At 67.6% G+C, this 23009-nt stretch carries 24 protein-coding genes; 10 read left to right on the top strand and 14 right to left on the bottom strand.

The genetic code is table 11. The features are described from left to right. Positions 1 to 9: 9 nt before the first annotated feature. Genes VGN66_RS16655 through VGN66_RS16625 form a run of 7 tightly spaced genes read right to left on the bottom strand, consistent with a single transcriptional unit; the run spans position 10 to position 6432 of the window. A complete protein-coding gene (locus tag VGN66_RS16655; protein ID WP_327519911.1) occupies positions 10 to 489 on the bottom strand; it encodes an isoprenylcysteine carboxylmethyltransferase family protein in 480 nt (159 codons plus the stop codon). Between the two features lie 9 nt (positions 490 to 498). Continuing rightward, complete coding sequence (locus VGN66_RS16650; RefSeq protein ID WP_327519910.1) at positions 499 to 1368, bottom strand: RDD family protein; 870 nt, start codon at positions 1366 to 1368, stop codon at positions 499 to 501. Continuing rightward, positions 1361 to 2356, bottom strand: a complete 996-nt coding sequence (locus tag VGN66_RS16645) for a stage II sporulation protein M (protein WP_327519909.1) — start codon at positions 2354 to 2356, stop codon at positions 1361 to 1363. Before VGN66_RS16645 ends, VGN66_RS16650 begins: the two co-directional genes overlap by 8 nt. Next, positions 2353 to 3615, bottom strand: coding sequence for a DUF58 domain-containing protein (locus VGN66_RS16640; RefSeq protein ID WP_327519908.1), 1263 nt, complete (start codon positions 3613 to 3615; stop codon positions 2353 to 2355). The genes VGN66_RS16645 and VGN66_RS16640 overlap by 4 nt, the downstream gene beginning before the upstream one ends. Further along, positions 3612 to 4568: a MoxR family ATPase gene (locus VGN66_RS16635; RefSeq protein WP_327519907.1), complete on the bottom strand. Its 957-nt coding sequence runs from the start codon at positions 4566 to 4568 to the stop codon at positions 3612 to 3614. Before VGN66_RS16635 ends, VGN66_RS16640 begins: the two co-directional genes overlap by 4 nt. Beyond that, complete coding sequence (locus tag VGN66_RS16630) at positions 4565 to 5755, bottom strand: DUF4350 domain-containing protein (RefSeq protein WP_327519906.1); 1191 nt, start codon at positions 5753 to 5755, stop codon at positions 4565 to 4567. The genes VGN66_RS16635 and VGN66_RS16630 overlap by 4 nt, the downstream gene beginning before the upstream one ends. Beyond that, positions 5752 to 6432: a DUF4129 domain-containing protein gene (locus tag VGN66_RS16625; RefSeq protein WP_327519905.1), complete on the bottom strand. Its 681-nt coding sequence runs from the start codon at positions 6430 to 6432 to the stop codon at positions 5752 to 5754. The genes VGN66_RS16630 and VGN66_RS16625 overlap by 4 nt, the downstream gene beginning before the upstream one ends. 134 nt (positions 6433 to 6566) lie before the next feature. Here VGN66_RS16625 and VGN66_RS16620 point away from each other — a divergent pair, with 134 nt between their 5' ends. From VGN66_RS16620 to VGN66_RS16605, 4 genes are read left to right on the top strand one after another with little or no spacing between them, the layout of a single operon-like run. Continuing rightward, on the top strand, positions 6567 to 7991 hold the full coding sequence (locus VGN66_RS16620) for an amidohydrolase (RefSeq protein WP_327519904.1): 1425 nt from the start codon (positions 6567 to 6569) through the stop codon (positions 7989 to 7991). After that, the gene (locus tag VGN66_RS16615; protein WP_327519903.1) at positions 7988 to 9289 is read left to right on the top strand and encodes an amidohydrolase family protein; all 1302 of its coding nucleotides are present in this window, start codon (positions 7988 to 7990) and stop codon (positions 9287 to 9289) included. Before VGN66_RS16620 ends, VGN66_RS16615 begins: the two co-directional genes overlap by 4 nt. Beyond that, positions 9286 to 9945: a TetR/AcrR family transcriptional regulator gene (locus VGN66_RS16610; RefSeq protein ID WP_327520289.1), complete on the top strand. Its 660-nt coding sequence runs from the start codon at positions 9286 to 9288 to the stop codon at positions 9943 to 9945. Before VGN66_RS16615 ends, VGN66_RS16610 begins: the two co-directional genes overlap by 4 nt. Positions 9946 to 9980: 35 nt before the next feature. Then, positions 9981 to 10316 (top strand): hypothetical protein, encoded by a 336-nt coding sequence (locus tag VGN66_RS16605; protein WP_327519902.1) that lies wholly within the window; start codon positions 9981 to 9983, stop codon positions 10314 to 10316. Between the two features lie 69 nt (positions 10317 to 10385). Here the strand turns inward: VGN66_RS16605 and VGN66_RS16600 are convergent, their stop codons facing one another. After that, positions 10386 to 12872, bottom strand: a complete 2487-nt coding sequence (locus VGN66_RS16600) for a PhoX family protein (protein ID WP_327519901.1) — start codon at positions 12870 to 12872, stop codon at positions 10386 to 10388. 161 nt (positions 12873 to 13033) lie between these two features. On the opposite strand from VGN66_RS16600, the gene VGN66_RS16595 reads away from it, so the two are divergent. From VGN66_RS16595 to VGN66_RS16585, 3 genes are read left to right on the top strand one after another with little or no spacing between them, the layout of a single operon-like run. After that, positions 13034 to 13546, top strand: a complete 513-nt coding sequence (locus VGN66_RS16595) for a hypothetical protein (RefSeq protein WP_327519900.1) — start codon at positions 13034 to 13036, stop codon at positions 13544 to 13546. Continuing rightward, positions 13543 to 14010 carry a GspMb/PilO family protein gene (locus VGN66_RS16590; protein WP_327519899.1) on the top strand — a complete coding sequence of 156 codons (468 nt, stop codon included), beginning with the start codon at positions 13543 to 13545 and terminating at the stop codon, positions 14008 to 14010. Before VGN66_RS16595 ends, VGN66_RS16590 begins: the two co-directional genes overlap by 4 nt. Beyond that, complete coding sequence (locus VGN66_RS16585) at positions 14007 to 14426, top strand: hypothetical protein (RefSeq protein ID WP_327519898.1); 420 nt, start codon at positions 14007 to 14009, stop codon at positions 14424 to 14426. Before VGN66_RS16590 ends, VGN66_RS16585 begins: the two co-directional genes overlap by 4 nt. On the opposite strand, the gene VGN66_RS16580 is transcribed toward VGN66_RS16585, so the two are convergent. The 6 genes from VGN66_RS16580 to gspG form a co-directional block, all read right to left on the bottom strand. Then, positions 14427 to 15611 carry a hypothetical protein gene (locus VGN66_RS16580; protein ID WP_327519897.1) on the bottom strand — a complete coding sequence of 395 codons (1185 nt, stop codon included), beginning with the start codon at positions 15609 to 15611 and terminating at the stop codon, positions 14427 to 14429. A gap of 107 nt (positions 15612 to 15718) precedes the next feature. Next, positions 15719 to 17764, bottom strand: a complete 2046-nt coding sequence (gspD, locus tag VGN66_RS16575) for a type II secretion system secretin GspD (RefSeq protein WP_327519896.1) — start codon at positions 17762 to 17764, stop codon at positions 15719 to 15721. A gap of 19 nt (positions 17765 to 17783) precedes the next feature. Beyond that, the gene (locus VGN66_RS16570; RefSeq protein ID WP_327519895.1) at positions 17784 to 18557 is read right to left on the bottom strand and encodes a type II secretion system protein N; all 774 of its coding nucleotides are present in this window, start codon (positions 18555 to 18557) and stop codon (positions 17784 to 17786) included. Next, positions 18554 to 18910 (bottom strand): type II secretion system minor pseudopilin GspI, encoded by a 357-nt coding sequence (gspI, locus tag VGN66_RS16565; RefSeq protein ID WP_327519894.1) that lies wholly within the window; start codon positions 18908 to 18910, stop codon positions 18554 to 18556. The genes VGN66_RS16570 and gspI overlap by 4 nt, the downstream gene beginning before the upstream one ends. After that, complete coding sequence (locus VGN66_RS16560; RefSeq protein ID WP_327519893.1) at positions 18907 to 19374, bottom strand: prepilin-type N-terminal cleavage/methylation domain-containing protein; 468 nt, start codon at positions 19372 to 19374, stop codon at positions 18907 to 18909. The genes gspI and VGN66_RS16560 overlap by 4 nt, the downstream gene beginning before the upstream one ends. Before the next feature lie 5 nt (positions 19375 to 19379). After that, a complete protein-coding gene (gene gspG / locus VGN66_RS16555) occupies positions 19380 to 19925 on the bottom strand; it encodes a type II secretion system major pseudopilin GspG (RefSeq protein ID WP_327519892.1) in 546 nt (181 codons plus the stop codon). Between the two features lie 24 nt (positions 19926 to 19949). Between gspG and gspL the strand changes: the two genes are divergently transcribed. The 3 genes from gspL to VGN66_RS16540 are packed head-to-tail and all read left to right on the top strand — an operon-like array spanning position 19950 to position 23007. Further along, entirely contained in the window at positions 19950 to 21041 is a 1092-nt protein-coding gene (gene gspL / locus VGN66_RS16550) for a type II secretion system protein GspL (RefSeq protein ID WP_327519891.1), read from the top strand. Further along, entirely contained in the window at positions 21038 to 21535 is a 498-nt protein-coding gene (gspM, locus tag VGN66_RS16545) for a type II secretion system protein GspM (RefSeq protein ID WP_327519890.1), read from the top strand. The genes gspL and gspM overlap by 4 nt, the downstream gene beginning before the upstream one ends. An 11-nt stretch (positions 21536 to 21546) precedes the next feature. Then, the gene (locus tag VGN66_RS16540; protein ID WP_327520288.1) at positions 21547 to 23007 is read left to right on the top strand and encodes a GspE/PulE family protein; all 1461 of its coding nucleotides are present in this window, start codon (positions 21547 to 21549) and stop codon (positions 23005 to 23007) included. Positions 23008 to 23009 lie beyond the last annotated feature (2 nt).

Raw genomic sequence — 23009 nt, 5'->3', positions numbered from 1 at the left:
GCCTCGAAGCTACAGCCAACGCGGGACGTTGTGGGCGTAGTTGATGTAGGGGACGCCGAATTTGTCCGCCATGTAGCGTTCCTCGCGCGCGATCACGCCATAGTGGATCGTCATGATCAGCGGGACGACCAGCCATAATGCGACGGGCGCATTCGCGGCGACGGTGAGGCCGAGATAGGCGAGCGTCATGCCGAGATACATCGGGTTGCGGGTCCAGCGATACACGCCCTGCACGACGAAGGCGGTGGTTGGCTGCCACGGCGGGGCGGGGGTTCCTGCTGCCTTGAACCGGCCGAGCGCGGCGGCGATCAGGCCACCGCCAGCCAGCAGGAACAGCGCGACGACCGTCCAGCGCAGTGAGCCGGGCATATCCAGCCCCTGAGTGCGGACCACCAGATACTCCAGCGCGATCCCGGCGATCAGATAGCCAAGGAAGATCAGCGGCGGCGGGGCGATGACGCCCGGAATGTCGGGTTTCGTGTCGGTCATGGGGCGTTCCTAACCTTCCGAATCGAACTTGTCGCGCTTTCGCTTGCCGAACAACAGGCGGCGTTCGAGATGGCGGCGCGCGGCGGCGTAATAGGCGTCGAGGAAGGCGCGATCCTCGCCGACATGGCTGCCATTGTCGGGGCGGCCGAGCTTGCGCCGGATCACGCCGGCGACGGTGACGATCGTATCCGCCTCGTCACGATGGAGGATGTCGGCGAGGCGCTGCACCTCCATCTGGCCATAGGTTTCGAGTTCCTCGGGCGTGAAGGCGTAGCGTTCGATCCGCTCGGGCTCTGCATCGGCGAGCAGGTCGGGCGCGATCTTGGGCCGCTCATTTTCGACCACCCAGGTGCCCGCGATCAGGTCGCCCGCGCGCAGCCGGTCGCGGTTGAACAGCGGGAACAGCATGAAGATCGCGGTCCAGCCAAAGCCGAAAAGGGTCAGCCAGCGGCTGCTGAACCCCTCGGCCTGTGCCGAGAGCAGGAACAGCAGGGGCAGGAACACCTCGATCTCACGCGTCAGGTTGCGCGCGAGGACCGCGCCGCCGGTGAGCCGGCCGCCGTCGCGGGCGACGACGCGCAGCTTGAGCGCGCGCTTGCCCAGTGTCGCCGCGCGCCCGCCGCTCTCGAACAGGGTGAAGTAGAAATTGCGGAGCAGAAAAAAGCCGAGCAGCCACAGGATCGCCGCGACGCTCGACGATTGCTGATTGGTCAGCAGGCCGACTGCGGCGAGCGTCAGCCCGATCAGCGCGGCGAGCATGATCGCGGCATCGATCGTGAACGCCGCGGCACGCGACCCTGCGTTGGCGAGGCGCAGGTGCAGCACCGCGCCCTCGGGCGTGACCAGTTCGCGGACCAGCCGATCCTTGCGCTCAGCCATGGCGGCGGCGTCCGCCCAGCGTGAAATAGACCACCCAGATCGCGAACATCGTCGCGGCGATCGCGAACCGCGCCGCGTCGGCGGTGATCAGCTGGCGCGCGAACCCTTCGAGCAGGCCTGCGGCGAGCAGCATGATGACGACCCCGATCATGACCAGCGCCCCACGGCGCCCCGCTTCGCCTGCGGCGGCAAGGCGGCTGCGCTCCCCGGGAAAGGCGACTGCGCGGCCGATATGCAGCCCGGCGGCACCGGCGAGGATGATTGCGCTGAGTTCGGTCGATCCGTGGATCATCAGCCAGCCGGTGAAGCCGACTCCCAGCCCCTTGGACATGAACGCGGCATAGAAGGCGCCGAGCAGCACGCCGTTGCTGGCGATCAGGAACAATGTCGGGATGCCGAAGGCGAAGCCGAGCGCGAAGGCCATGATCGACACCTGGCTGTTATGCGTGAACAGCGAGGTGGCGAAGATTTCGAGGCCGCCCTGCCTCGGCGGGCCGTAGATCGATTCGCGCAAGGTTTCGACGCTCGCCTGCATGTTGCGCCCGCCCGCGAGTTCGCCGGGGACGATCGCGCCGAACCAGCCGGGATCGGCGAGCACGAGGAAATAGCCCGCGAGCCCGCTGCCCAGGAACAGCGCGGCGATGATCAGGATTTCCGGGACGACGCCGCGTACAGCGGTGGGCCAGCCTTGCGCGAAGAAGCTGCCAATCTGCTTCCAGAAGGATTCGCGGCAGCCGTAGAGGATGAAATAGGCGCGGGTCGACAGGCTCTCCAGATAGGCGATCATCGACCCGTCGAGCGACGTTTCGCGCGCGATCGATAGCGCGGAGAGTGTCGAGCGATAGAGGCGCGGGAGTTCGAACAGATCTTCGCTGGATAGCCGCCGGGGCGATTTCTTCTCGATCAGGTCGAGCATCGCCTCAAGCCGCTTCCAGTCGGCTTCGCGTTCGGCGCGGAACTGGCTGACGCCAAAGACGGTGCTGCTCATGGGCGTTCGCGGTCCCGGACATAGCGCTCAGCGAGCGCGAGGGCGAGGTCGTCGGGTTCGGCTTCGAGCACGTCGATGCCGAGCCGCTTCAACCGTTCGATGACGATCCGCCGCTCGCGCAGCAGCGCATGGGCGACGTTGGCGCGGGTGACGTCGTCGGGGGTTTCGGGACGCGCCTCAAGAAACGCCTCCAGCTCGATATCGCGGAACAGGACGAACAACAGGCGGTGCCGCTTGCGCATCCGCGCGGCGGCGGTGAGCATCAGTTCGGCGCTGGTCGGATCGGTGAATTCGCTGAACAGGATGATCAGGCTGCGGCGCTGCAGCCGCTGGTCGAGCGAGACGAGCGAGAGGGTGAAGTTGCTCTCCTGCGCGCCGTAATCGAGTTCGGCGGCGGTGCGATGGAGCGTCGCGAAGCCGCGCGCGCCGGTGATGCTGCCTGAATCCGCGGTCGGGCGTCCGGCGAACCCGAACAGGCGGACGGTGTCGCCCGACTTAAGCGCGACGAAGGCGGCGAGCAGGGCGGCGGAGACGGCGCGGTCGATGCGCGGCATTCCGGCGACCGGTTCGCTCATCGTCCGCCCGCAATCGACCGCGAACACGACGCTGTTGTCGCGCTCCGTGCGATACTCGCGGGCGAGCAGCGAGAGGTGGCGCGCGGTCGCCTTCCAGTCGATCGCGCGGCGCTCCATGCCGGGCTGGAAATCGGTGAGCGACTGAAACTCGGTACCGTCGCCGCTCTCGGGACGGATGCGCGCGCCGAACTGGCGGCTGCGCAGGAATTGGCGCATCCCCTGTTCGCGGACGGGGCGCAGGTCGGGGAGGATGCGGATGCTGTCGTCGGTCGTGATGCTACGCTGGCGATAGGCGAGGCCGAGCGGACCGGAGGCACGTGCCCAGATGCGCGAGAGCTTTGCGGTGCCGCGCCGGGTGGCGGTGAAGTTGAGCTTATCCCCCTCCTGCTTGCGGGAGGGAAGAGGTTCCAAGGGCGGCGAGATGTCAGCGGCATATGCGAGGCCCGGAGTTGCGCCTGCAAGTGCAACCGTTCCGCCGACATCCACTGCGCCTGGTCCCTCGACCCTGAGATCGCCTGCCCGGATGCGTGGAGCCATGAGGCCGTCGAGCAGGACAAGCAGTGCGACGCCGAGCGCCCAGGCGACGGCGAGGAGCCAGCCGTCCGGACGCACGACGCCGAGCAGCAGCGCCATCGGCGCCGCCACCAGCGTCAGCGCGACCGCACGCTGGGTCGGAACGATCAACGCGGTGCCTCGACCCGGTCGATCAGTTGCGCGACAATGTCGTCGGTGCGGCGGCCGTCGATCTCGGCGGCGGGCGACAGGACGACGCGGTGGCGCAGCAACGGCTGGGCGAGCAGCTTGACGTCATCGGGGATGACATAGTCGCGGCCCTCCAGCGCGGCGGCGGCGCGGGCCGCAGCGGCGAGCGCGGAGGCGGCACGTGGCGATGCGCCGTGCGACAGGTCAGCGTGATCGCGGGTCGCGCGGATCAGGTCGACGACATAGGCGATGATCTCGTCAGCCAGCCGCACGGTTAACACCGTGTCGCTGGCGGCCTTGAGCGCATCGGGGGTTGCGACCTGTTCGACGCCGCTATCCTCCGGGCGCGGCGACCCGGTGCGGGTGCCATATTGCGCGACGATCGCGCGTTCGGCCTCAGCATCGGGATAGTCGATCGCGAGTTTGAACAGGAAGCGGTCGAGCTGAGCCTCGGGCAGCGGATAGACGCCCTGCTGCTCGATCGGATTCTGGGTGGCGACGACGGTGAAGCGGTCGGAGAGCTTCTCGGTCGAGCCGTCGATCGTCACCGCACGCTCCTGCATCGCTTCGAGCAAAGCGGCCTGGGTCTTGGGCGGCGTGCGGTTGATTTCGTCGGCCAGCAGCAATTCGGTGAACACCGGGCCGCGCCGCAGTTCGAACGACGAACTCTGGAAGTTGAACAGGCTGGCGCCGACGATGTCGCCGGGCATCAGGTCGGGGGTGAACTGGATGCGACCGAAGTCGAGCCCGAGCGTGCGCGCGAAGCTCTGCGCCAGCAGCGTCTTGGCCGTGCCCGGCGCGCCTTCGAGCAGGACATGGCCGCCCGAGAGCAATGCAATGGTGAGGAGGCGCGTCGCGCGCCCCTGACCCACCACGGCCTTGGCGACCTGGGCTTCGATCGCCGCACCGAGGTTGCGGACGTCGTCGAGTGTCATGCCTTCACTTCCTTTCGCCAATCATCGAGCGCCTGTGCGGCGTGGAGCAGTTCGGTTTCTGTGGTCGCGCCGCGGACCCGTTCGGTCGCGGCGGTGTACGAGGTCGTTGTCGGGATCGCGTCGAGCTGCGCGTCGAGCGCCTCGCCCTGTAGCGTGCGCGGCAGCGCGAGCCGGCGCGCAGCCCAGTCGCGGATCGCGTCGGCATAGGCGCTGCCCCCTTCGCGGGTGCGCCGCGCGCGGCGGGCGAGGCTGACGATATTCTCGATCAGCGCGGCCTTGCCGAACGGCACCGCGCGCTGTTCGCGGCGGACTGGGCCGAACCTTACGAGCGTCGCGATCCCCGCAAGCAATGCCGCGATCAGCAGCGCGATGCTGACCCCGGCAAAGGGCGGTTCGAACGCGAGCTGGAGCAGGTTGCGCCCGCCGCTGCCATACGGGACCATCGTGTCGAAGATGACGGTGCCGGGCGTGTCGGGGTCGAGCGCAGCAAGCAGGGCCATCGCGGCACGGGCATTCTGCCTGTACGCCAGACCATGATTGTTGAGCAGATCGGGATCGGCGAGGATGTAGGTGCCGGAAGCGCCGACCTGGGAAAGCACCGACGCACCATCCGGCGCGACGATCAGCGGGACCAGCTTGTCGCTTTCCACCGCCTGAATCTCGCCGTCGATGCGAAACGGAGAGCCCGGCAGCCCGGAGCTATAACGCAGCCGAGTTCCGGACTTCTCCGTGTGCGGGGCGACAGTGACGGTCTGCGCGAGCATCGCGACCAAACGCTCCGGGGACACTGTCGTCAGCCGCTGCTCGCGGTTGGGACGATTCTGGATCGGGGCGGCCACCCATTTGGGCAGGATCACGAGAGTCGGACCTTCGTGCCCGCCCATCGCCTGCCGAATCTCATCGGAACTGGTCCCGACATTGGGGGTCAGGACTAGGATGCCACTTTCCGGCCGCTCTTCCGCATCGCTCGACAGCGATACGGTGCCGCCGGACAGTTCGACCAGCTTGGTCAGGCCGTAAAAGCCTGTGGCAAAGCGCGACGACGGGCTCGGGATGTTGCCGCGCTGGCGATCGAAGCGGTCGCCATAGGCGCTGACCAGCAGGAAGCCGAGCGCGAGGATAAACCCCGCCGCGACGAGGATCAGCACCGTGCGGGTGCGAAAGGGGCTGGCGGTGCTTTGGGTCATCGGCCGAGCGCGAATCCGGCATAATCGGCGCGGGCGCGGGTCCAGTCGGCCTCGCCCAGCGGATGGCCGGCGAACAGGCTGCGCTCCACATCGGCGACGATGCGGCCGAAGACGGTGCGCGCGGCGTCGGGCAGCGCCTCGATCCGGGCGATGTCGCGGCTGGTCCAGGACGGGCGGAGCGGATCGCCGCGCCAGCGTTCGATATCCTCGACGCTGCGGTGGAGCAGCAGGCGGACGGCTTCGTCATAGCGACCGGTGGCGGCGAGTTGGTCGGCCTCAACCAACAGCGCGCGGGCGACCGATGCTTCGGGAGCCCAGCCCGGCGTCGCGACGACACCCCCGCGCGCGGCGATGCGGTTGGCGAGCCAGGCGCGGAGCGGGGGGAAAATCGCGAAGGCGAGCGCGACCACGACCAGCGCGACCGCGACCCACATCAAAACCGCCCAGCCACCGCCAACCCATTCGATGAAGCGGCCGAGCGCGCCGAAGACATCCTTAAGCCATTGCGGCATTTCGCGCTGTTCGGGGATGAACCACGGAAAGTCGAACTGGATGCTCGCATCGCCCTTGAGCGTTTGATGCGCGGCATCGGCGGCTGCCGGATCGCCGAACGACGTCGTGGCGGTGCCGGCGGCCGCGCCATCGCGCGCGGCGGCGCTTGCGCCTGGTGCCGTCATTCGCCTGTGCCCCCCGCAACTGCTTCATCCCCTTGGAGCAAATCGGCAAATTGCGCGCAACGCTTTTCATCCCTAACGTCGCCAGAACGGCGCGGCGGATCGACCGCGCGGCATCGGACAGGGAGAAGTAGGCGTTGATCCGGATCATCATCGGCACGGCTGCGGCGGCGACGTTGGCGGCCTGTAGCGCGACCGCAGGGGGCAAGGCCCAGAGTGCGTCGTCGGAGGCTCCCGCGAAAAAGGGGCCGGGCAAGAACAAGGGATATGATCACAATCCCTATCCTTCGACCTACAAGGCGTATCCCGGCGTGCCGACGCTGTTGACCAATGTCACGATTCTGGACGGCGAGGGCGGAAAGATCGAGCGTGGCGCGGTGCTGTTCCGCGACGGCAAGATCGTCGAGGTCGGCCAGACCATCGCAGCGCCCGAAGGCGCGACGGTGATCGACGGCGCCGGCAAATATGTGACTCCCGGCGTGATCGACGTGCACAGCCATCTGGGCGACTATCCCAGCCCCGGCGTGTCGGCGCATTCGGATGGCAACGAAGCGACCGGGCCGGTTACCGCCGAGGTTTGGGCCGAGCATAGCGTGTGGCCGCAGGATCCCGGCTTTTCGCGCGCGCTCGCCAATGGTGGCGTGACGACGCTGCAAATTCTGCCAGGGTCAGCGAACCTGTTCGGCGGGCGCGGCGTGACGCTCAAGAATGTCTATGCGCGCACGATGCAGGGGATGAAGTTCCCCGGCGCGCCCTATGGCCTCAAGATGGCGTGCGGCGAGAACCCCAAGCGCGTCTATGGCGGCAAGGGACGGATGCCCTCGACCCGCATGGGCAATATCGCGGTGGATCGCCAGACCTGGGCGCGGGCGCAGGACTATAAGAAGCGCTGGGACCGCTATGAGGAAAATGGCGGCGAAGCGCCGTCGCGCGACATGGCGATGGATACGCTGCGCGGGGTGCTGGCGGGCGAGATCATCGTCCACAACCACTGCTACCGCGCCGATGAAATGGCCATCGTGCTCGATATGGCCAAGGAGTTCGGCTACAAGGTCGGCACGTTCCACCACGCGGTCGAGGCGTACAAGATCGCCGACCTGCTCAAGGCCAATGGCACCTGCGCCGCGGTCTGGGCGGACTGGTGGGGGTTCAAGATGGAATCCTATGACGCCATCTCCGAAAACCTCGCCGTGCTGGAGCGCGAGGGTGCGTGCGGCATGATCCATTCGGACGATGCCAACGGCATTCAGCGGCTCAATCAGGAAATCGCCAAGGTCCGCGCCGCCGCCAAGCGCGCTGGCTTCGTGATCTCTGAAGAGATTGCGTGGAAATGGGCGGCGATCACGCCGGCCAAGGCGCTGGGCATCGACAAGGTCACCGGCAGCCTGAAGGCGGGCAAGATGGCCGATGTCGTGCTGTGGAACGGCAATCCGTTCAGCGTTTACACCCGCCCCGAGAAAGTCTGGGTCGACGGCGCATTGCTGTTCGACATGCACAACCCCAAATTGCGGCCGGTGTCCGACTTCGAGCTGGGCCAGCCCGGATCGGGAGATGTGAAGTGAAGAAGCTCCTGATTGCAGCCGCGGCGATGGGCGCCGCTTTCCCCGCAGCCGCGCAGACGGTTGCGGTGACCAACGCGCGTCTCGTCATTGGCGATGGCTCCGCCCCGGTCGAGAATGGCACGGTGGTCGTGCGTGACGGCCGTGTCGTCGTTGCGGGCGCTGGGGTCGCTGTTCCTGCGGGCGTTCCGGTCGTCGACGCCGGTGGCCGCTGGGTGACGCCGGGCCTGTTCGCGGGCTTTACCCGAATGGGCATCGTCGAAGTCGACGGGGTCAGCGAGACCGATGACTCTGCGGCAGGCAACTCGCCGTTCAACGCCGCGATCGACGTGTCGCCGGCGGTCAACCCCAAGACCAGCGCCGTCACGGTCAACCGCGCCGAGGGGATTACCCGCGCCGTGGTTGCGCCCGAGGCGCGCGGCTCGATCTTTGCCGGACAGGGCGCGATCATCGATCTGGGCGTGGACATGGATGCGGTGAGCAAGCCGCGCGCGTTCCAGTTCATGGTCTATGGCGAAGAGGGCGGACGCCGCGCCGGGGGCAGCCGCCCCGCCGCGATCGCGATGCTCAAGAACATCCTGTTCGAAGTGCGCGATTATGCCCGCGCACCCGCCAGCTTTGCCGATCGCGGCAAGGACGCGCTGTTGACCCGCGCCGATGCGCAGGCGCTGGTGCCGGTGGTGACGGGGCAGGTTCCGTTGCTGGTCCATGTCGAGCGTGCGTCGGACATCCTTGTCGTGCTCGACCTCAAGCGCGAGGTACCGGCGCTCAAGCTGGTGCTCGTCGGCGTCAATGAGGGCTGGACCGTCGCGCGCCAGATTGCGGCGGCGAAGGTGCCGGTGCTGGCATCGGCGCTGTCGGACCTTCCGGCATCGTTCGAGCAGCTGGCGGCAACCCAGTCGAATATTGGGCGGATGCAGGCTGCCGGCGTCACGGTGGGCATCGGCATGATCAACGACGATGAGGCGCGTCAGGCGCGGCTGATCAAGCAATATGCCGGCAATCTGGTGGCGCTGACCAAAATTCCGGGTGCGTCCGGGCTCGACTGGGGGCAGGCGTTTGCGACGATCAGCTCCAAGCCCGCCGAGGCGATGGGCATGGGTGGCGACTATGGCTCGCTGCGCCCCGGTCGTCGCGGCGACGTGGTGGTGTGGGACGGCGATCCGCTGGAGATCGGGACTGCGGTGGTGAAGCTGTTCATCGACGGCGTCGAACAGCCGATCGAAACGCGTCAGGACCAGCTGCGCAAGCGCTACTTCGATCCGAAGGAAGGCGCACTGCCCAAGGCGTACGAACGCTGAGCGTCCCCTTTCACACGGCCTGCGCGGGCGATGAGCCGCGCCGTGCGGGCCGCCCGCGTGATCCCGCCAAATATGCGGCGATCATCGAGGCGGCGCGTCAGGCGTTCTTTTCGCGCGGCTTCCACGCTGCGACGATCGAGGAGATCGCGCAGGCCGCCGGCGTGTCGAAGGTCACCGTCTATAGCCGCTTCGGCGACAAGGAGACGTTGTTCGAAGAAGTGATCCGCGTCGAAAGCACGCGGATGGCTGAGGTGTTCGACGCCGGGGTTGCCGACCAGCGGTCGCTGGAGGACCAGCTTAATGCCTATGGCGTGTCGCTGCTCACCTTCATGTTCAGCGAGGATCATGTCGCGATCGATCGGGTGCTGCTGAACGAGATCTCGCAGATCCCGACGTTGGCGCGCCGCTTCTACGAGGCCGGGCCGGGGGTGTGTTTCGGGCGTCTGGCGGAGGTGCTGGCCGAGGCGCAGGCGCGAGGCGAGGTGGAGGTCGATGATCCCAATCTGGCCGCGCAGGATCTGTGCGGACTGTGGAAGGGCGCGGCGGACATGGGCCTGAAGCTGGGGCTGGAGCCGCTGCCATCGCCCGAGGCGATCCGGGCACGGGTCGAGCGGGCGACGCGGCTGTTTCTCAAAATGATCGGATCGAAGCCGTGACGATCGGCGTTATCACCGCAATGGAGGTGCGAACGATGCGAACCATAATGGCAATTGTTGCGGGTGCGGTGCTGCTGGCGGGCTGCGGTGGCGGCGCAGACGAGAGCGTGCCGGATCCTGCGGCCTCGAAGACCCCGGCGGCATTGAGCGACCTTCAAAAGCGGGTCGTCGCGCTGCCCAAGCGGTTGCAGGATGGCGTGATGCTGCGCGCGATCCGCGACGCCGGGCTGAACTGTCAGCAGGTCACCGAACTGACGCGTGTCGATACGCGTGCCGACCGCATCCGCTGGCGGGTCGTGTGCGACAATACTCAGCCTTATGTGGTTGAGATCACCCCGGACGGCACGGCGCAGATTCGCAGCCGTCCCTGATCCGGACCCGGCACAGCTACAAAGAAGGGGGCGGTCGCAAGACCGCCCCCTTTTAGTTGGGGTAACTGGTTAGAGGCCGACGACGCCGCCATCATTCTTGGTGATGACGACTACCGCCGAGCGCGGGCGCGTGCCCGCCGGTGCGGTGCCGGTCGCCTGGGTCGCGGGCCAGCCGCTGTCCGGGGCGGCGGCGGTGCCGTCCTCACCTGGATGCTGGATGCCGACGAACAGGGTGCGGCCGTCCGGCGTCGAGTCGACGCCGGTGATCTCGCAGCCGATCGGACCGACCAGGAAGCGCTTGAGCGTTGCGTCGGTCGCCAGCGCGCCGCGCCGGGTCGCCTGCGTGCCGGTGGTGCCGCCACTGCCGCGGTTGGTGATCGTCACGTTCGCGCCATCGCCGGTGACGCCGGGCATCGCGACCAGCATCTGGTTGTTGGTGCGATCGGTGAAGGCACCGTCATCGGTCTGGATCCACAGCAGCGGCTTCACGAGACCACCCGCGTTGGTCGGACGCGAGAACCACAGGCCGTCGGGGCTGGAGAAGTCGTTCGCCGCGGTCAGGCCCGAAATGTTGACGTCGCTGTTCGCCTCGGCCGAGTCAGCGCCGAACAGGTAGATGTCCCAGGCGAAGGCAATCGCGGCAGGATCGTCGCCAGTTTCGCGCAGGCGCAGGATGTGGCCATTGGGATTGCCATATTGGTTCGACGCACCCTTGGGGTCGTTATAGTGGCGCGGGTTGGCGGCGTTGGTGCCGGTGATCGGGCGCAGCGACGCGTTGTTGTTGGTGAGGGTGAGGTAGATCTCACCGGTCACCGGGTTGGTCGCGGTCCATTCCGGACGGTCCATCCTCGTCGCACCGACCGCGTCGGCGGCGAGGCGGGCGTTGGTCAGGATGTCGGCCTGATCAGCGAAGACATATTCCGGATCCGCGTTCACCGCCGGACGGTTCGGAACCTGACCGAACACCAGCGGGAGCCAGGTGCCCGATCCGTCCGCGTTGAAGCGCGCGACATAGAGCGTGCCAGCGTCGAGATATTTGTCGCCGATTGCGAGGCGGTCAGCCGCCTGTGCATCACTCGCGGTCCAGGTCGCATTGGAGACGAACTTGTAGAAATATTCGCCGCGCGAGTCGTCGCCGAGATACACGGCGAGCTTCTTGCCGGGCGTGGCGTTGCTGAGCCATGCGCCTTCATGCCCCATGCGGCCGAGCGCGGTGCGCTTCCGTGGTGCCTTGGTCTTGTCATAGGGGTCGATCTCGACCACCCAGCCGAACTGGTTCGGTTCGTTGCGCCAATCGGTGGTGGCGGTGCCGCCCGCAGTCGCACGCGCGTCCCAGCGGCGGAACAGCGTGTTGTTGGTATCGGCCGGGGTCACGGTCGACCAGCCATAGCTGCCGCTGCTGCTGGTGACGCCATAGCGGCGCAGTGCAACGAGTTCGCGTGGAGTGCGCTGGGCGTCGTCGCCGCTGCGGCGGAAATAGCCGGCCCAGTTTTCCTCGCAGGTGATGTTGGTGCCCCACAGGGTATGGCCGTTGGCGCAATTGTTGATCGTGCCGCGACCGGCGGTGCCGTCGGTCGAGAACGGGGTACGCAGCAGCGTCGCGCCGCGCACCGGGCCGTTGAACACCATCGGCGTGCTCGGGGTGATGCGGCGATTGAACGTCGAGTTTTGGACATAGGTCCAGGCGCGCCCGGCGCCTTCGACGACTTCGGTCACCGACACGCCGTGCGCCTCGATCTCCTTGAGCGCTTCGGCCTCCGGACGCACGCCGCCGGGCGTGGTCGGGCCGGCGGGGTGGAGATACTGGACGCTGAGATTTTCGTGGTTCTGGACCATCAGCCCGCGCACCGAGCTGTTGTCGTCGCGCGCACCCGCCGCCGACAGGCCATACCAATAGAGCGCGTCGCCATGATCGCCGATGCGGTTGGCGAAATCGGTGTCGGTGCCGTCATTCTTGTACGCCGGGACGCCCGAAGCGATCGGGTCGCCGAGGCGGGTCAGGACGCTCACGGAATAGCCCGCCGGCACGCTGACGATGTCGTTGCGGTTCTTGGCGATCGAGGTGAAGCCCAGTTCGGCGGCTTCGATCGCGACCGTGACGCTCTGGGTGGAGACTTGGCCGGCGCTGTCGACGGCGCGATAGTCGAAGCGCAGCGTGGTGCCACCCGCGACCGACGGCGCAATGAACGATGTGGTTGCAGCGTTCGGGTTGCTGAGCGTTACCGCAGGCCCTTGAGTCTGAATCCAGACCGAAGCAGTCGGGCCATTGTCGGTGGCGTTGCCGGTGAGGGTGACGACCCGACCCGATTTGCTGGCGCCCGACGATCCGACCGAGACGATGGTGGGGAAGGGGTCCGTGCCAGTCGCGGCGCTGTCGCAGCCTGCGAGCACCGCGCCGCCGAACACTGCCGCCGACGCCGCGATCGCGCCCGAGCGCAGCGCCTGACGCCGCGAATAGCGCTGTTCGATCATCGCGTTGAGGCTGGGATTGCTGCTGGTGTTCGTATCGACGTCGCCATCGCTATACGCGAAGCCGTGCGCAGTGAGTTCGGTCATGTCTGTGTCCCCTGACCCCGTGTCCCGTTTGGACTGGGTGCAGATGGCCTGTGGGCGCGGCGCTTTACGGCGTGATGCAGGTTTGTGGACGAACGCGTTGCGATCTGGCGTCATTTTGATGACGTTTGGCAGGGGCCAGCGGCTTCGCTAGAGGCGGGGCGATGAGCGAACCGCGCGACAGCCTGACCGATCGGCTTGCCCGACGCGCCGCGCGCGCGGCGCGGGCGCGACCGGCGCTGGCTGTGCCCGACATCCGGCTGGTGCTGGCGCTCGCCGGAGTCGTGGCGCTGGGGCCGTTGCTGACGATTGTTGGTGCGCAGGTGTTGCGCGGCGGGGTGGAGGCGGACAATCGCGCGCTGGAGAGCCAGTTGCGGAGCCGAACTGCCCCCCAGCTTGCGCGGAGTGCGGCGGCGGCGGTGCTGCGCGATTCGGTGCGCCAACCGGCGCTCGCTGCGACGCTGGACCGGCTGGCGCGGGCGTTGCCCGACGATGCGCGGCTGGTGTCGGCGGCACGTGGCGCAGATGGCCATGTGCAGGTCGAGATTTCGGCGAGCGACCCCGATCTGCTGCGCGGGGCACTGCGGCGCGATCCGTTGCTCGCCGCGATGCGCGAGAGTGGACAGCGGCGGACGCAGGACGCGCGCGTCGTCGTGACGCTGCGGACCCGCGCATGAGGCGGGGGAGTCTCGCGATGGGGCTGGGCGGCGGGCTGGTTGCCGCTGCGCTGCTGGCGTTCCCGGTGGCCGATGCGCTGGTGGAGCTATGGTCCGCGCGCCAGACCCGCGCGGACCTCACGGCGACCCTCGCTGCGCCGCCCTCGCCGGTTCGTCCGCTGGTAGCCCCCGGTCTGGCAATCGCCGCAGCGGATCGCGCGTCCGCCGCGCTGAGCCTTGCAGGGCGAATCCGGGCGAGCGCGGCGTCGGCGGGTTTGCTGGTCGAGACGCTTTCGCCTGTGCCGTCACAAGCCGATATCGTTACGCTGCGCGTTCGCCTGTCCGGCCCCGAAAAGGCGGTGGTCGCGATGATTGACGGGATCGAACGCGGGACGCCGCTGACCCGTTTCCGCAGCTGGCGCGTGACAGCGCTCGCCGATGGCGGGGTGCGGGTTGAGGGGGAAATGGTGGCGGCATGGCAATGAGCCGGACCGAACGCCGCGTACTGATCGCGGCGGGACTCGCATCGGCGATCCTGCCGGTGATCGCGCTCTATCCCTATGCGCGAGAGCCACATCTCGGCGCTGGGCCAGCGGTCGCGACGCTGGTGCCGCCGCCCTTACCGGCGCCCGCGCGGGTATTTGAACGAGCATTGTTCGCGGCGGCAGAAAGCGACGCTGCCCCCGCCGACGCGCCCGTGCTGACGGGCATCGCTGGGCGTCTCAACCGTGACGCAGTGGCGCTGGTGCGGATCGCCGATGGCACCGCGCGAACGCTGGCCGTGGGCGAAAGCGTCGATGGGTGGCGGCTGGAGAGCCTGGCGATCGACGCTGCCTTCTTCACCCGCGGCCGTGAGCGGGTGCGGGTGGCGATGTCAAGCGAACCGCCGCCCGGCGAGTAACTATTGGGCGCAGGTCTTGAGCGCCTCTGCACGGGTCGTGCGTCCGCTCGCGATCCAGCTCTCCGGGATCACGCTCAAATTCTGCTGAGTGATCAGATACGATCCCGGGCGCTGGCGGTAGATCACCAGCGTGCCGCAATAGGCGGCGATCTTTGGATAGGTCGCGGTCACCTTAACGAACGCATAGCGGCCGGGATGCGCCGCGCCCTCCGGATTGTTCACCCAGCCCAGCGTCTGCAGCGTCCAGCGTCCCTGTCCGCCCGAATGCTGCTTGAGCATGTTGGGGACGCTGAGCCATTCGTCCTTCTCGATCTCAAGGATCGACTCCATCATCGGCATACCAGCGAGGTAATCGCTGCGGTCGAGCAGGCCCATATAGCGCTGGGCGAAGGCCGTGAGATCGGCCTGGTCCTGCGCGCTTGGCTTCCAGTCAGCCGGCGCGCGCTGATAGGGATCGGTTGCGGGGTCGTAGCAGGTGAAGCTGGCACGATAGTTGGTGAGGGCCGCTCGGCCGCGCGCATCGGTGCTGGTGAAATATTTGTAGCGGCCCATGCGCGCCGACAGACGGCCACAGCGCTGTTTGGCCAGCGCACTGATACGATTGCTGACCGGGGTGAGTTGCGCGACCGGAAAGGTCTCGACGATGGCGGCGTAACCTTTGCCGGGGACGGTTTCGATCTTGATCACAGGCAGTGGCGGCGGTGCCGGGGGGACAGGTGGTGCCACCGCCGCTCCCGCCGCCTGTGCGCTCGTCGTCCCGCCACATGCGCGAACGAGCCGGTCGATCGCAGATTTCAACATGGCGGCGGTGCGGCCGGCATAGAGAAAACGGCCCCGCGCCGGCTGGTCGGGCGCGACGATCACGACATAGGTATCGGCGTTCGACAGGCGCGTTTCGCGCACGCGATTCCATGCAATCGTGTGTGTATCGGTGCGCGCCGGATGGGTGGTGCCGTTGATCTGATGCGAGGGAAAGCTGACTTCGATCTTTGTCGCGCAGCCTGCGCCGGACACGGAATAGGTCGCGGTCTTGTCCGGTAACGTCGCGCCCGCTGCGGTGTACATCGGCGCACGTACCTGCTCGAGCAGCACCTTGACCTCGCCTTGCCCGCCGGACTGATTATTCTGCGCCGCCGCCGTTACGGGCAGAAGTGACGCGATCAACCCCGGTATCAGCAAACGCATACGACCATCCCCACAAGCATCGCCGAACAATGCGCTGATGTTCCACCCTATTCCAAGCGCGGACTTCATCAAATGAATTCTGGCGATTGCGCGGTGATGCGGGACGGTCAGTAAATCCCGTCGATCTCGAGCGTCAGGCGCGGCTGGAGCGGCTTGAGCAGCAGGTTGCTCGGCGAATTGAGGTCCAGTTCCTCCGACCGCAGCCGGGCATATTTGGCCTTGGCGATGGCCGCTGCATCCTCGCCATTGCGCAGGATCGTCGGCTTGAGGAAGATGAACAGGGTGCGCTTTTGCCGGGTTTCGCGGCGTGCCTTGAACAGCTCGCCCAGGATCGGGATGTCGCCGAGGATCGGCACCTGGCTTTTCACCTGCCCGTAATCGTCGGAGGTGAGGCCTCCGAGCACGATCGTCTGGCCGTTATCGGCGAGCACCGTGGTGTTGATCGCACGGCGATTGGTGATGAGGTCGGTTGCCTGGCTCAGCTGGGTCGCGGCGATCGACGAGGCTTCCTGTACCACCTCAAGCCGGATCGTGTCGCCGGCATTGATGCGCGGGAGCACCTTCAGCGTGATGCCGACATCCTTGCGCTCGATCGAGGTGTACGGGCGCACATCGCTGGAGTCGGTCAAGATCGATCCGGTGACGAACGGCACTTCCTGCGCCACCACGAACTCGCCGACCTTGTTGTCGAGCGTGGTGATCTGTGGCGTCGAGAGCAGGTTCGACTTGGTCGAGGTGCCGAGTGCCTGGACGAGGATCGAAAATTCGTTACCGATCGACACGTTGCCGATCAGCCCTTGGCTTTGTCCCAGCAGCGCGCCCGCCGGAACACCGAGCGTACTCAGGATCGCGCCCAGCGACGGTCCGACGGTGCTGAACGAAGTTCCCGCACCCTCGACCCGATTGAGCGCTGCGCCGCTGGTGCCAAGTTGGACGGCGAGTGCCTCGGCCTCCTCGCCGGTGATTTCGGCGATGGCGGCTTCGATCAATACCTGCGGACGGCGAACGTCGAGGTCGGTGATGATCGCCTCAATCGCGGCGATGGCGCTGGGGGTGCCGCGCACGACGACCGCATTGATGTCGGGCGAGGGCTGGACGGTGATTTCGGGAGTCGAGAAGCCTTGCGGCGTTGCTTCCGACTGCTGGCCGAGCTGCGCCGATTGTGCGGTCGCGGCTGCTGCTGCCGCGGCGGCGGTTTCGGCGGTGCTGGTGCCGCCCGAGGCGATCAGGCCACCGAGCACGCCGGTTGGGCTACGCGTGCTGCTGCGCGAACCCGACAGGCTGCGCGCGACCGGGTTGGTGGTGGTCGATTCCTGTCCGAGAATGCCGCGCAGCACTTCGGTTACCGCCTCGGCGTCGGCATAGTTCAGGCGGAACACGCGGGTCATCGGCGTCGCGCCGCCGGGGGCGTCGAGCGAGGCGATCATGCGGCGCGCATCGGCGACGGCGGAGGGCGATCCGCGCACGATGATCGTGTTGCTGCGTGCATCCGCCGCGACGCGGGCGCCGCCCGATGCGGCGTCGCCGAGCACGGTCTGCAGCGCCTGTGCAACTTCCGGGGCGCTGCCGTTGCGCAACGTGATGGTGGCGAAGGTCATGCCGCTGCCGGTGCCGTCGAGCGAGCGCAGGATCGCCTCCACCCGGCGGACATTGTCGGCATAATCGGTGACGACGACGGCGTTGGGCTGGGCGAGCGGTTCGACGCTGCCGAAGCTGGCGACCAGCGGGCGGACGACGCGCGCGGCTTCGGCGCTGGGGACGTTGGACAGGCGGATCATCCGCGTGACCAGTTCCTGTCCCGATGCCGAGCGCGAGGACACGCCGCCGTCGCGCACGGCGTTACCGGCAGGCACGATCCGCCACGCGCGGCCCGAGCGGACTGCGGCAAAGCCATTGGCGCGCAGGACCGACAGGAACAGCTCCCACACCCCTGCCGAGGTCAGCGGGGTGGCGGAGGTCACGGTGACGCTGCCCTTGACCGCCGGGTCGAGGATCAGGGTCCGGCCGGTGAGGCGCGAGATCTGGTCCGCGACATCGGCGATCTCGACCCCGCGCATGTTGACGACGATGTCCGCGCCGTCGGTCTGCGTGGCCAATACCGGCTGAGCGGTCATGGCGGCGAGCGCGAAGATGAGAGCGGTCTTGCGGATCATGTGCGGCACGGTGGGTTACCTAGCGGGTCGGGATGGTCAGCGTCACGGGCTTTCCATCGCGGGTGATCTGAACTTGGACGGAGCCGCGGCCTTGCGCGGCGGCAATGGCGGAGGCGGCGCTGGCGGGGCTGGTCAGCGGGGTGCCGCCGATCGAGGTGATGACGTCGCCGGTCTGAAGGCCGGGCGGGGCGTTCGCGCCGACCTGCATCCCGCCGCCGGGGGCCGGGGTCATTGCGGCAAGGACGCCGGCCGCTGCGGTCGCGGGGGCCGCTGCTGACTGTGCCGGGGCGGCGGGCGCTGCGGGAGGTGCCGCTGCCGCCGTCTGTTGCTCTGCGGTCAGCGAGGGATCGGGGAAGGCGAGATATTCGATGCGGCCAGCCACGCGCAGGATCACGCGGTCGCGCAGGATGCCCTCGATCGTGCCGCCGCCGGGGGCTTCGCCGATGCGGAAGGGCTTCGCCGCTTCGCCGCCGACCTCGATATAGGCAACCGAAAGCGCGGCGGGGCTGGCGGCGAACACGCCCTTGAGCTTGAGCGGCAGCGCGGTCGCCTGAGTCGCATCCGTTGCCGCGCCCTTGCCGAACGGTGCGAAGGCGAGGGCGGGGGTGACATCGGCGGCAACCGCAACCGGTCGCGCGCCTGACGGGATCGTGACCGCGCCGGTACTGGCATGGCCCGCGATCCGCCAAGTGAGGCCGGCGAGTGCGACCGCGACCGATACGATCACGGCGGCTGCGACGATATCGAGTGTCGTGCGCGCCTGACGCGGCGAAAGATCGAGGAAGCGGATCATGTCCGAGCGCCCTCCACGAAGCCGTCGAGCGATGCAAGCGGCGAACGTTCACCCTCCGGAATCACCTGAATGCGCACTTTGTCGATCGCGGGGTCTTCGGTGCGGGTGCGGGCGACATCGACCAGCCATTGCTGGCCGAGCAGCTCGACCTGCTTCTGCGCGGCGGCGGGGTCGGACAGCTGGAGTTCCGCTAGGCGGTTTTCCGCCACCCACATCGCGGCGGCGCGGCGTTCGAGGCCGCGGGTCGAATCGACATGGCTCTCGACCGCGCGGACAAGGCCAACGGTCGCGATGGCAAGCACCGCGAGCGCGACCAGCGCCTCGATCAGCGAGAAGCCGTCGTCGTGCTTCACGAGGCTTCGGCCCGGCTGGCGGTGGCGGTCATGCCGTCATAGCGCACGACCCAAATCTGCTCGCCATTGCTGATCGTCGCGTTGAGCGGCTTGCCCGCGCCATCCACGCCCATCATCACCGGGGGCGTCACATCGAGTTCGACCGCGATGCCTCCGGGCAGGCGGTGAAAGGCGAGGCCATCGGACAGCGGCGCCATCGACCCGTCGCGGCCGACTGCGGCAAAACCGTAACCGTCCTTCTCCACCGTGAACGCGATAATGCGGTCGCCGATCATTGCGTCGTCGGCGGCAGCCTGAAGCCGCAGGGCAAGGCGGCGCGCTTCGGTTTCGACCGAAGGTGCGCGGGTGGCCGAGCCGATGCCGAGCGCGACTCCGCCCGCCGCGACGCCGATGATGACGAGCACGATCAGCATTTCGATGAGCGTCATGCCACGCTCACCGCTGCGGATGGTCGCCCCCCGCATGTTGCTTATCCGCCCTTGGCGGGCGTCTGGGCCGCATCGCGCGAATCGAGGTCGGCGTCGAGTTCGGTTCCGCCGGGCTTACCGTCACGACCCAATGACTTCAGCTCGAAGCTGCTGCCGGTCGAGACATAGGTGTAGGGATTGCCCCAGGCGTCGACTGGTGCGGATTTCACATAGCCCCCATCGGGCCAGGCGGTGGGCAGCGGCGGGGTGGTCGGCTTTTCGACCAGCGCCTTCAGCCCCTGTTCGGTGGTCGGATACTGGCCATTGTCGAGGCGATAGGTGGTGAGCGCGCTCGATAGGGTGACAAGGTTGGTTTTGGTCGTGGTCACGCGGGCCTGATCGGGGCGCCCAACGACGTTCATCGTCACCAGTCCGGCGACGATCGCGATGATGACGAGAACCACGATCATCTCGAGCAGGGTAAGCCCCACCTCGCCATTTGGCACCGTCCGGCGCTTGCCCTTCGTGGCCTCGACTGCCACGGTGTCATCGAATTGTTTCAAAACTATGCGCATCGCAGCCCCATGCGTGTTCATCGTGAAAGCCATGTTACAGCCGGGACCTCTCAAAGAATGACTGGCAAACCCTTTTCGGAGTCCGCGAACGCCGCGTCCGGCGGCGTGTGGACGCTGGCGGGCGGGCAGGCGATCATAGCCGAGCCTGATGGCCCTGCAACCATCCTCGTCCCGAGCGAATCGGTGTCGCTGCTGCGAGTCGAGCTGCCGCTGGCGAGCCGGGCGAAGCGGATCGAGGCGCTGCCTTTTGCGATCGAGGACCGGATCGCTGACCCGATCGAATCGGTGCATATCGCGCTGGGCGCGGAGGTCGCGCCGCGGACCTATCTGGTCGCGGTGGTGCGGCATGCGCAAATGACGAGCTGGGTCGAGGCGGCGGAACTTGGCGGGCTGGGTCATGCGGCGCTGGTGCCGGATGCGCTCGCTTTGCCTGCGCCGGGGCCGGGCGAGTGGTGTGCCGAGGCGCGGGATGGCCGGGTGCTGGTGCGTAGTGGTGACGGGACCGGATTTGCGTTGCCCATAGCTTTGGTCGGGCCAGCTTGGGAGCGCGCCGGGAACCCGCGCATCTGGAACTGCGGGCCGATGGCGATCGGTGAGTTGCCGCAAACGCCGTGGACTGGCGGCGGTGGGGGGCTGGCCGAGCGGCTGACGAACCCGGCGATCGACCTGCGGCAGGGTGTTTATGCCCGGCGCGGGGCGAATGGGAGCAGCTGGAAGCGGCGTCTGGCATGGATCGCGGCTGCGGGCATTGCGGCGCATGTCGTGATCGCGGCGGCGGACGTGGTGATGCTGCGCGTGATTGCGGAGCGGCGCGCCGAGGATGTGCGGTCGGCCGTGGCGCAGGCGGCGCCGGGGGCCAATCTATCGGGCGATCTTGAGGCGTCGGTGGTCGGGATGCTGCCCATGGCTGGCCCGCCGCCGGGGCGCTTTGTGCCCGCCGTGACCGCTGCGTCGCGGGCGCTGGCACCGTTGTCGAGCGCAGTGACCGCGCGGGCGATGCGGTTTGAGGGGAATGCACTGGTGCTCGATATCGAGCCTGGTCCTCCTGATTTGCCCGAGCGCATCCGCGCGGCGTTCCGTGCGGCGGGGGTTCCGGCGCAGATTGGGGCAGGGGCGGATGGTGCAATTCGCGTGACGGTGACGGCATGAAGATCGAACGTTCGCCGACCATTGACGCGGCGGTGCTGCGGTTCCAGCTGTGGTGGCGTGGCCTTAGCCCGCGCGAACGGGTGCTGGTCGGGACGCTGGGTGCGATCCTGGCGGCGCTGATCCTGGTGTTCGGGATCGTCAAGCCGCTGCAGGGGGCGCGTGCTGATGCCCTCGCCGATATCCGCAGCCACGAAACGCTGGCCGCGCGGGTGCGTGCGGCGGGGACGCTAGTCGCGCCGGGCACACAGCCGAAGCTCAGCGACGGTCCACCAATCGAGGCTGCTCAGGCGGCGGCGAGCGCAGCCGGGCTGACCGTGACGCTGACCCCGGGCGGGGCCGGTGCGACCGGGCAGGTTGCCGAGGCGAGCTATGAAGCCGTGGTCGGCTGGATCGCGGCGGTCGAGCGCACCACGGTGTTGCGCGCGCGCCGGGTCGAGCTGACCAAAGCTGGCGCGCCGGGCCGGGTGAGCGCGAGCGTGGAGTTCGGCCAGTGAATGCGGTGACGATGGATTTGCCGAGCCTGCCCTATGGCTACGCGCGCAACCATGGCGTCGTGCTGCGCGTGGGCGCTGGCGGGGTTGAGTGCGTGCATCGGCCAGATGCTGCGCTCGACGCGCTGCTGGAAGTGCAGCGGGTGGCGCCGGGCGCCCGGTTCGTGGCGGTTTCGGTTGCGGAGTTCGATCAGGCGCTGGCGGCAAGCTATTCGGGCAGCGCGGGTGCGGCGGCGGAGTTTGACCTGGGCGGGATGGACCTTGCCGCATTGGCCGACAGCGCTGCGGCGGTTGATGATCTGCTCGACTCGCGCGATGATTCTCCCGTCATCCGACTGATCAACGCGCTGTTGCTGGAGGCGGTGAAGGAAGGTGCGTCGGACGTGCATGTCGAGACGCAGGAAAAGCGCGTCGTGGTCCGTTTCCGAATCGACGGAGTGCTGCGCGACAAGCTGGAGCCGCGCCGCGAGCTTGCGCCACTGCTGGTCAGCCGCATCAAGGTGATGGCAAAGCTCGATATCGCCGAAAAGCGCGTGCCGCAGGACGGACGCGTGACACTGCGCATTGGCGGGCATGACGTCGACGCGCGCGTGTCGACCATCCCGACCCAACATGGCGAGCGGGTGGTGATGCGCTTGCTGGAGAAGGGCTCGCTCAGCCTTGACATGGAGGCGCTGGGCATGAGCGCGCGCGATCGCGATGTGTTCGCGCGGCTGCTCGAACGGCCGCACGGGATGCTGCTGGTCACCGGGCCGACCGGTTCGGGCAAGACGACCAGCCTCTACGCAGCGCTTCATCGCCTGAACGACCGCAAGCGCAACATCATGACGGTGGAAGATCCCATCGAGTATGAACTTGCTGGGGTCGCGCAGACTCAGGTGAATGCGCGCACCGGCATGACGTTCGCCCGCGGGCTTCGCGCGATTTTGCGGCAGGACCCCGATGTCATCATGGTCGGCGAAATCCGCGATCAGGAGACGGCGGAGGTCGCGGTTCGATCGGCGATGACCGGGCATTTCGTGCTCTCGACGCTGCACACCAACAGCGCGGTCGGATCGGTGACGCGCCTGATCGACATGGGGGTCGAGCGCTATCTGCTCGCGCCGATGCTGGTCGGCGTGGCGGCGCAGCGGCTGGTGCGGCGGCTGTGTCCGAGTTGTCGGCGGCAGGATGTGGCGAACGAGGGCGATGTGCTGCTGATCGGTGGCGGCATCCGTGTCGGCGAGACGCTGTGGCGCGCGGCTGGATGCGATGACTGCCATGGCGACGGGTATCGCGGGCGCGCGGGGCTGTATGAGGTCGTTGCGGTCGATGACAAAATCCAGGCGATGATCCATGAAGGTGCGGCCGAGGCCGAGATCGAGGCGCATGCGCGGCGGAGCAACCCGTCGCTGCTCGATGACGGCGTGGACAAGGTGCGCGCGGGCGTCACTACGGTCGAGGAAGTCGCGCGGGTCGTGAGGGACGAGGCGTGACG

Source organism: Sphingomonas sp. (genome assembly GCF_035998645.1).
GTDB lineage: Bacteria > Pseudomonadota > Alphaproteobacteria > Sphingomonadales > Sphingomonadaceae > Sphingomonas.
Note: the sequence above shows the minus strand (reverse complement) of the source record. Positions and strands in the feature narration are given on the sequence as shown.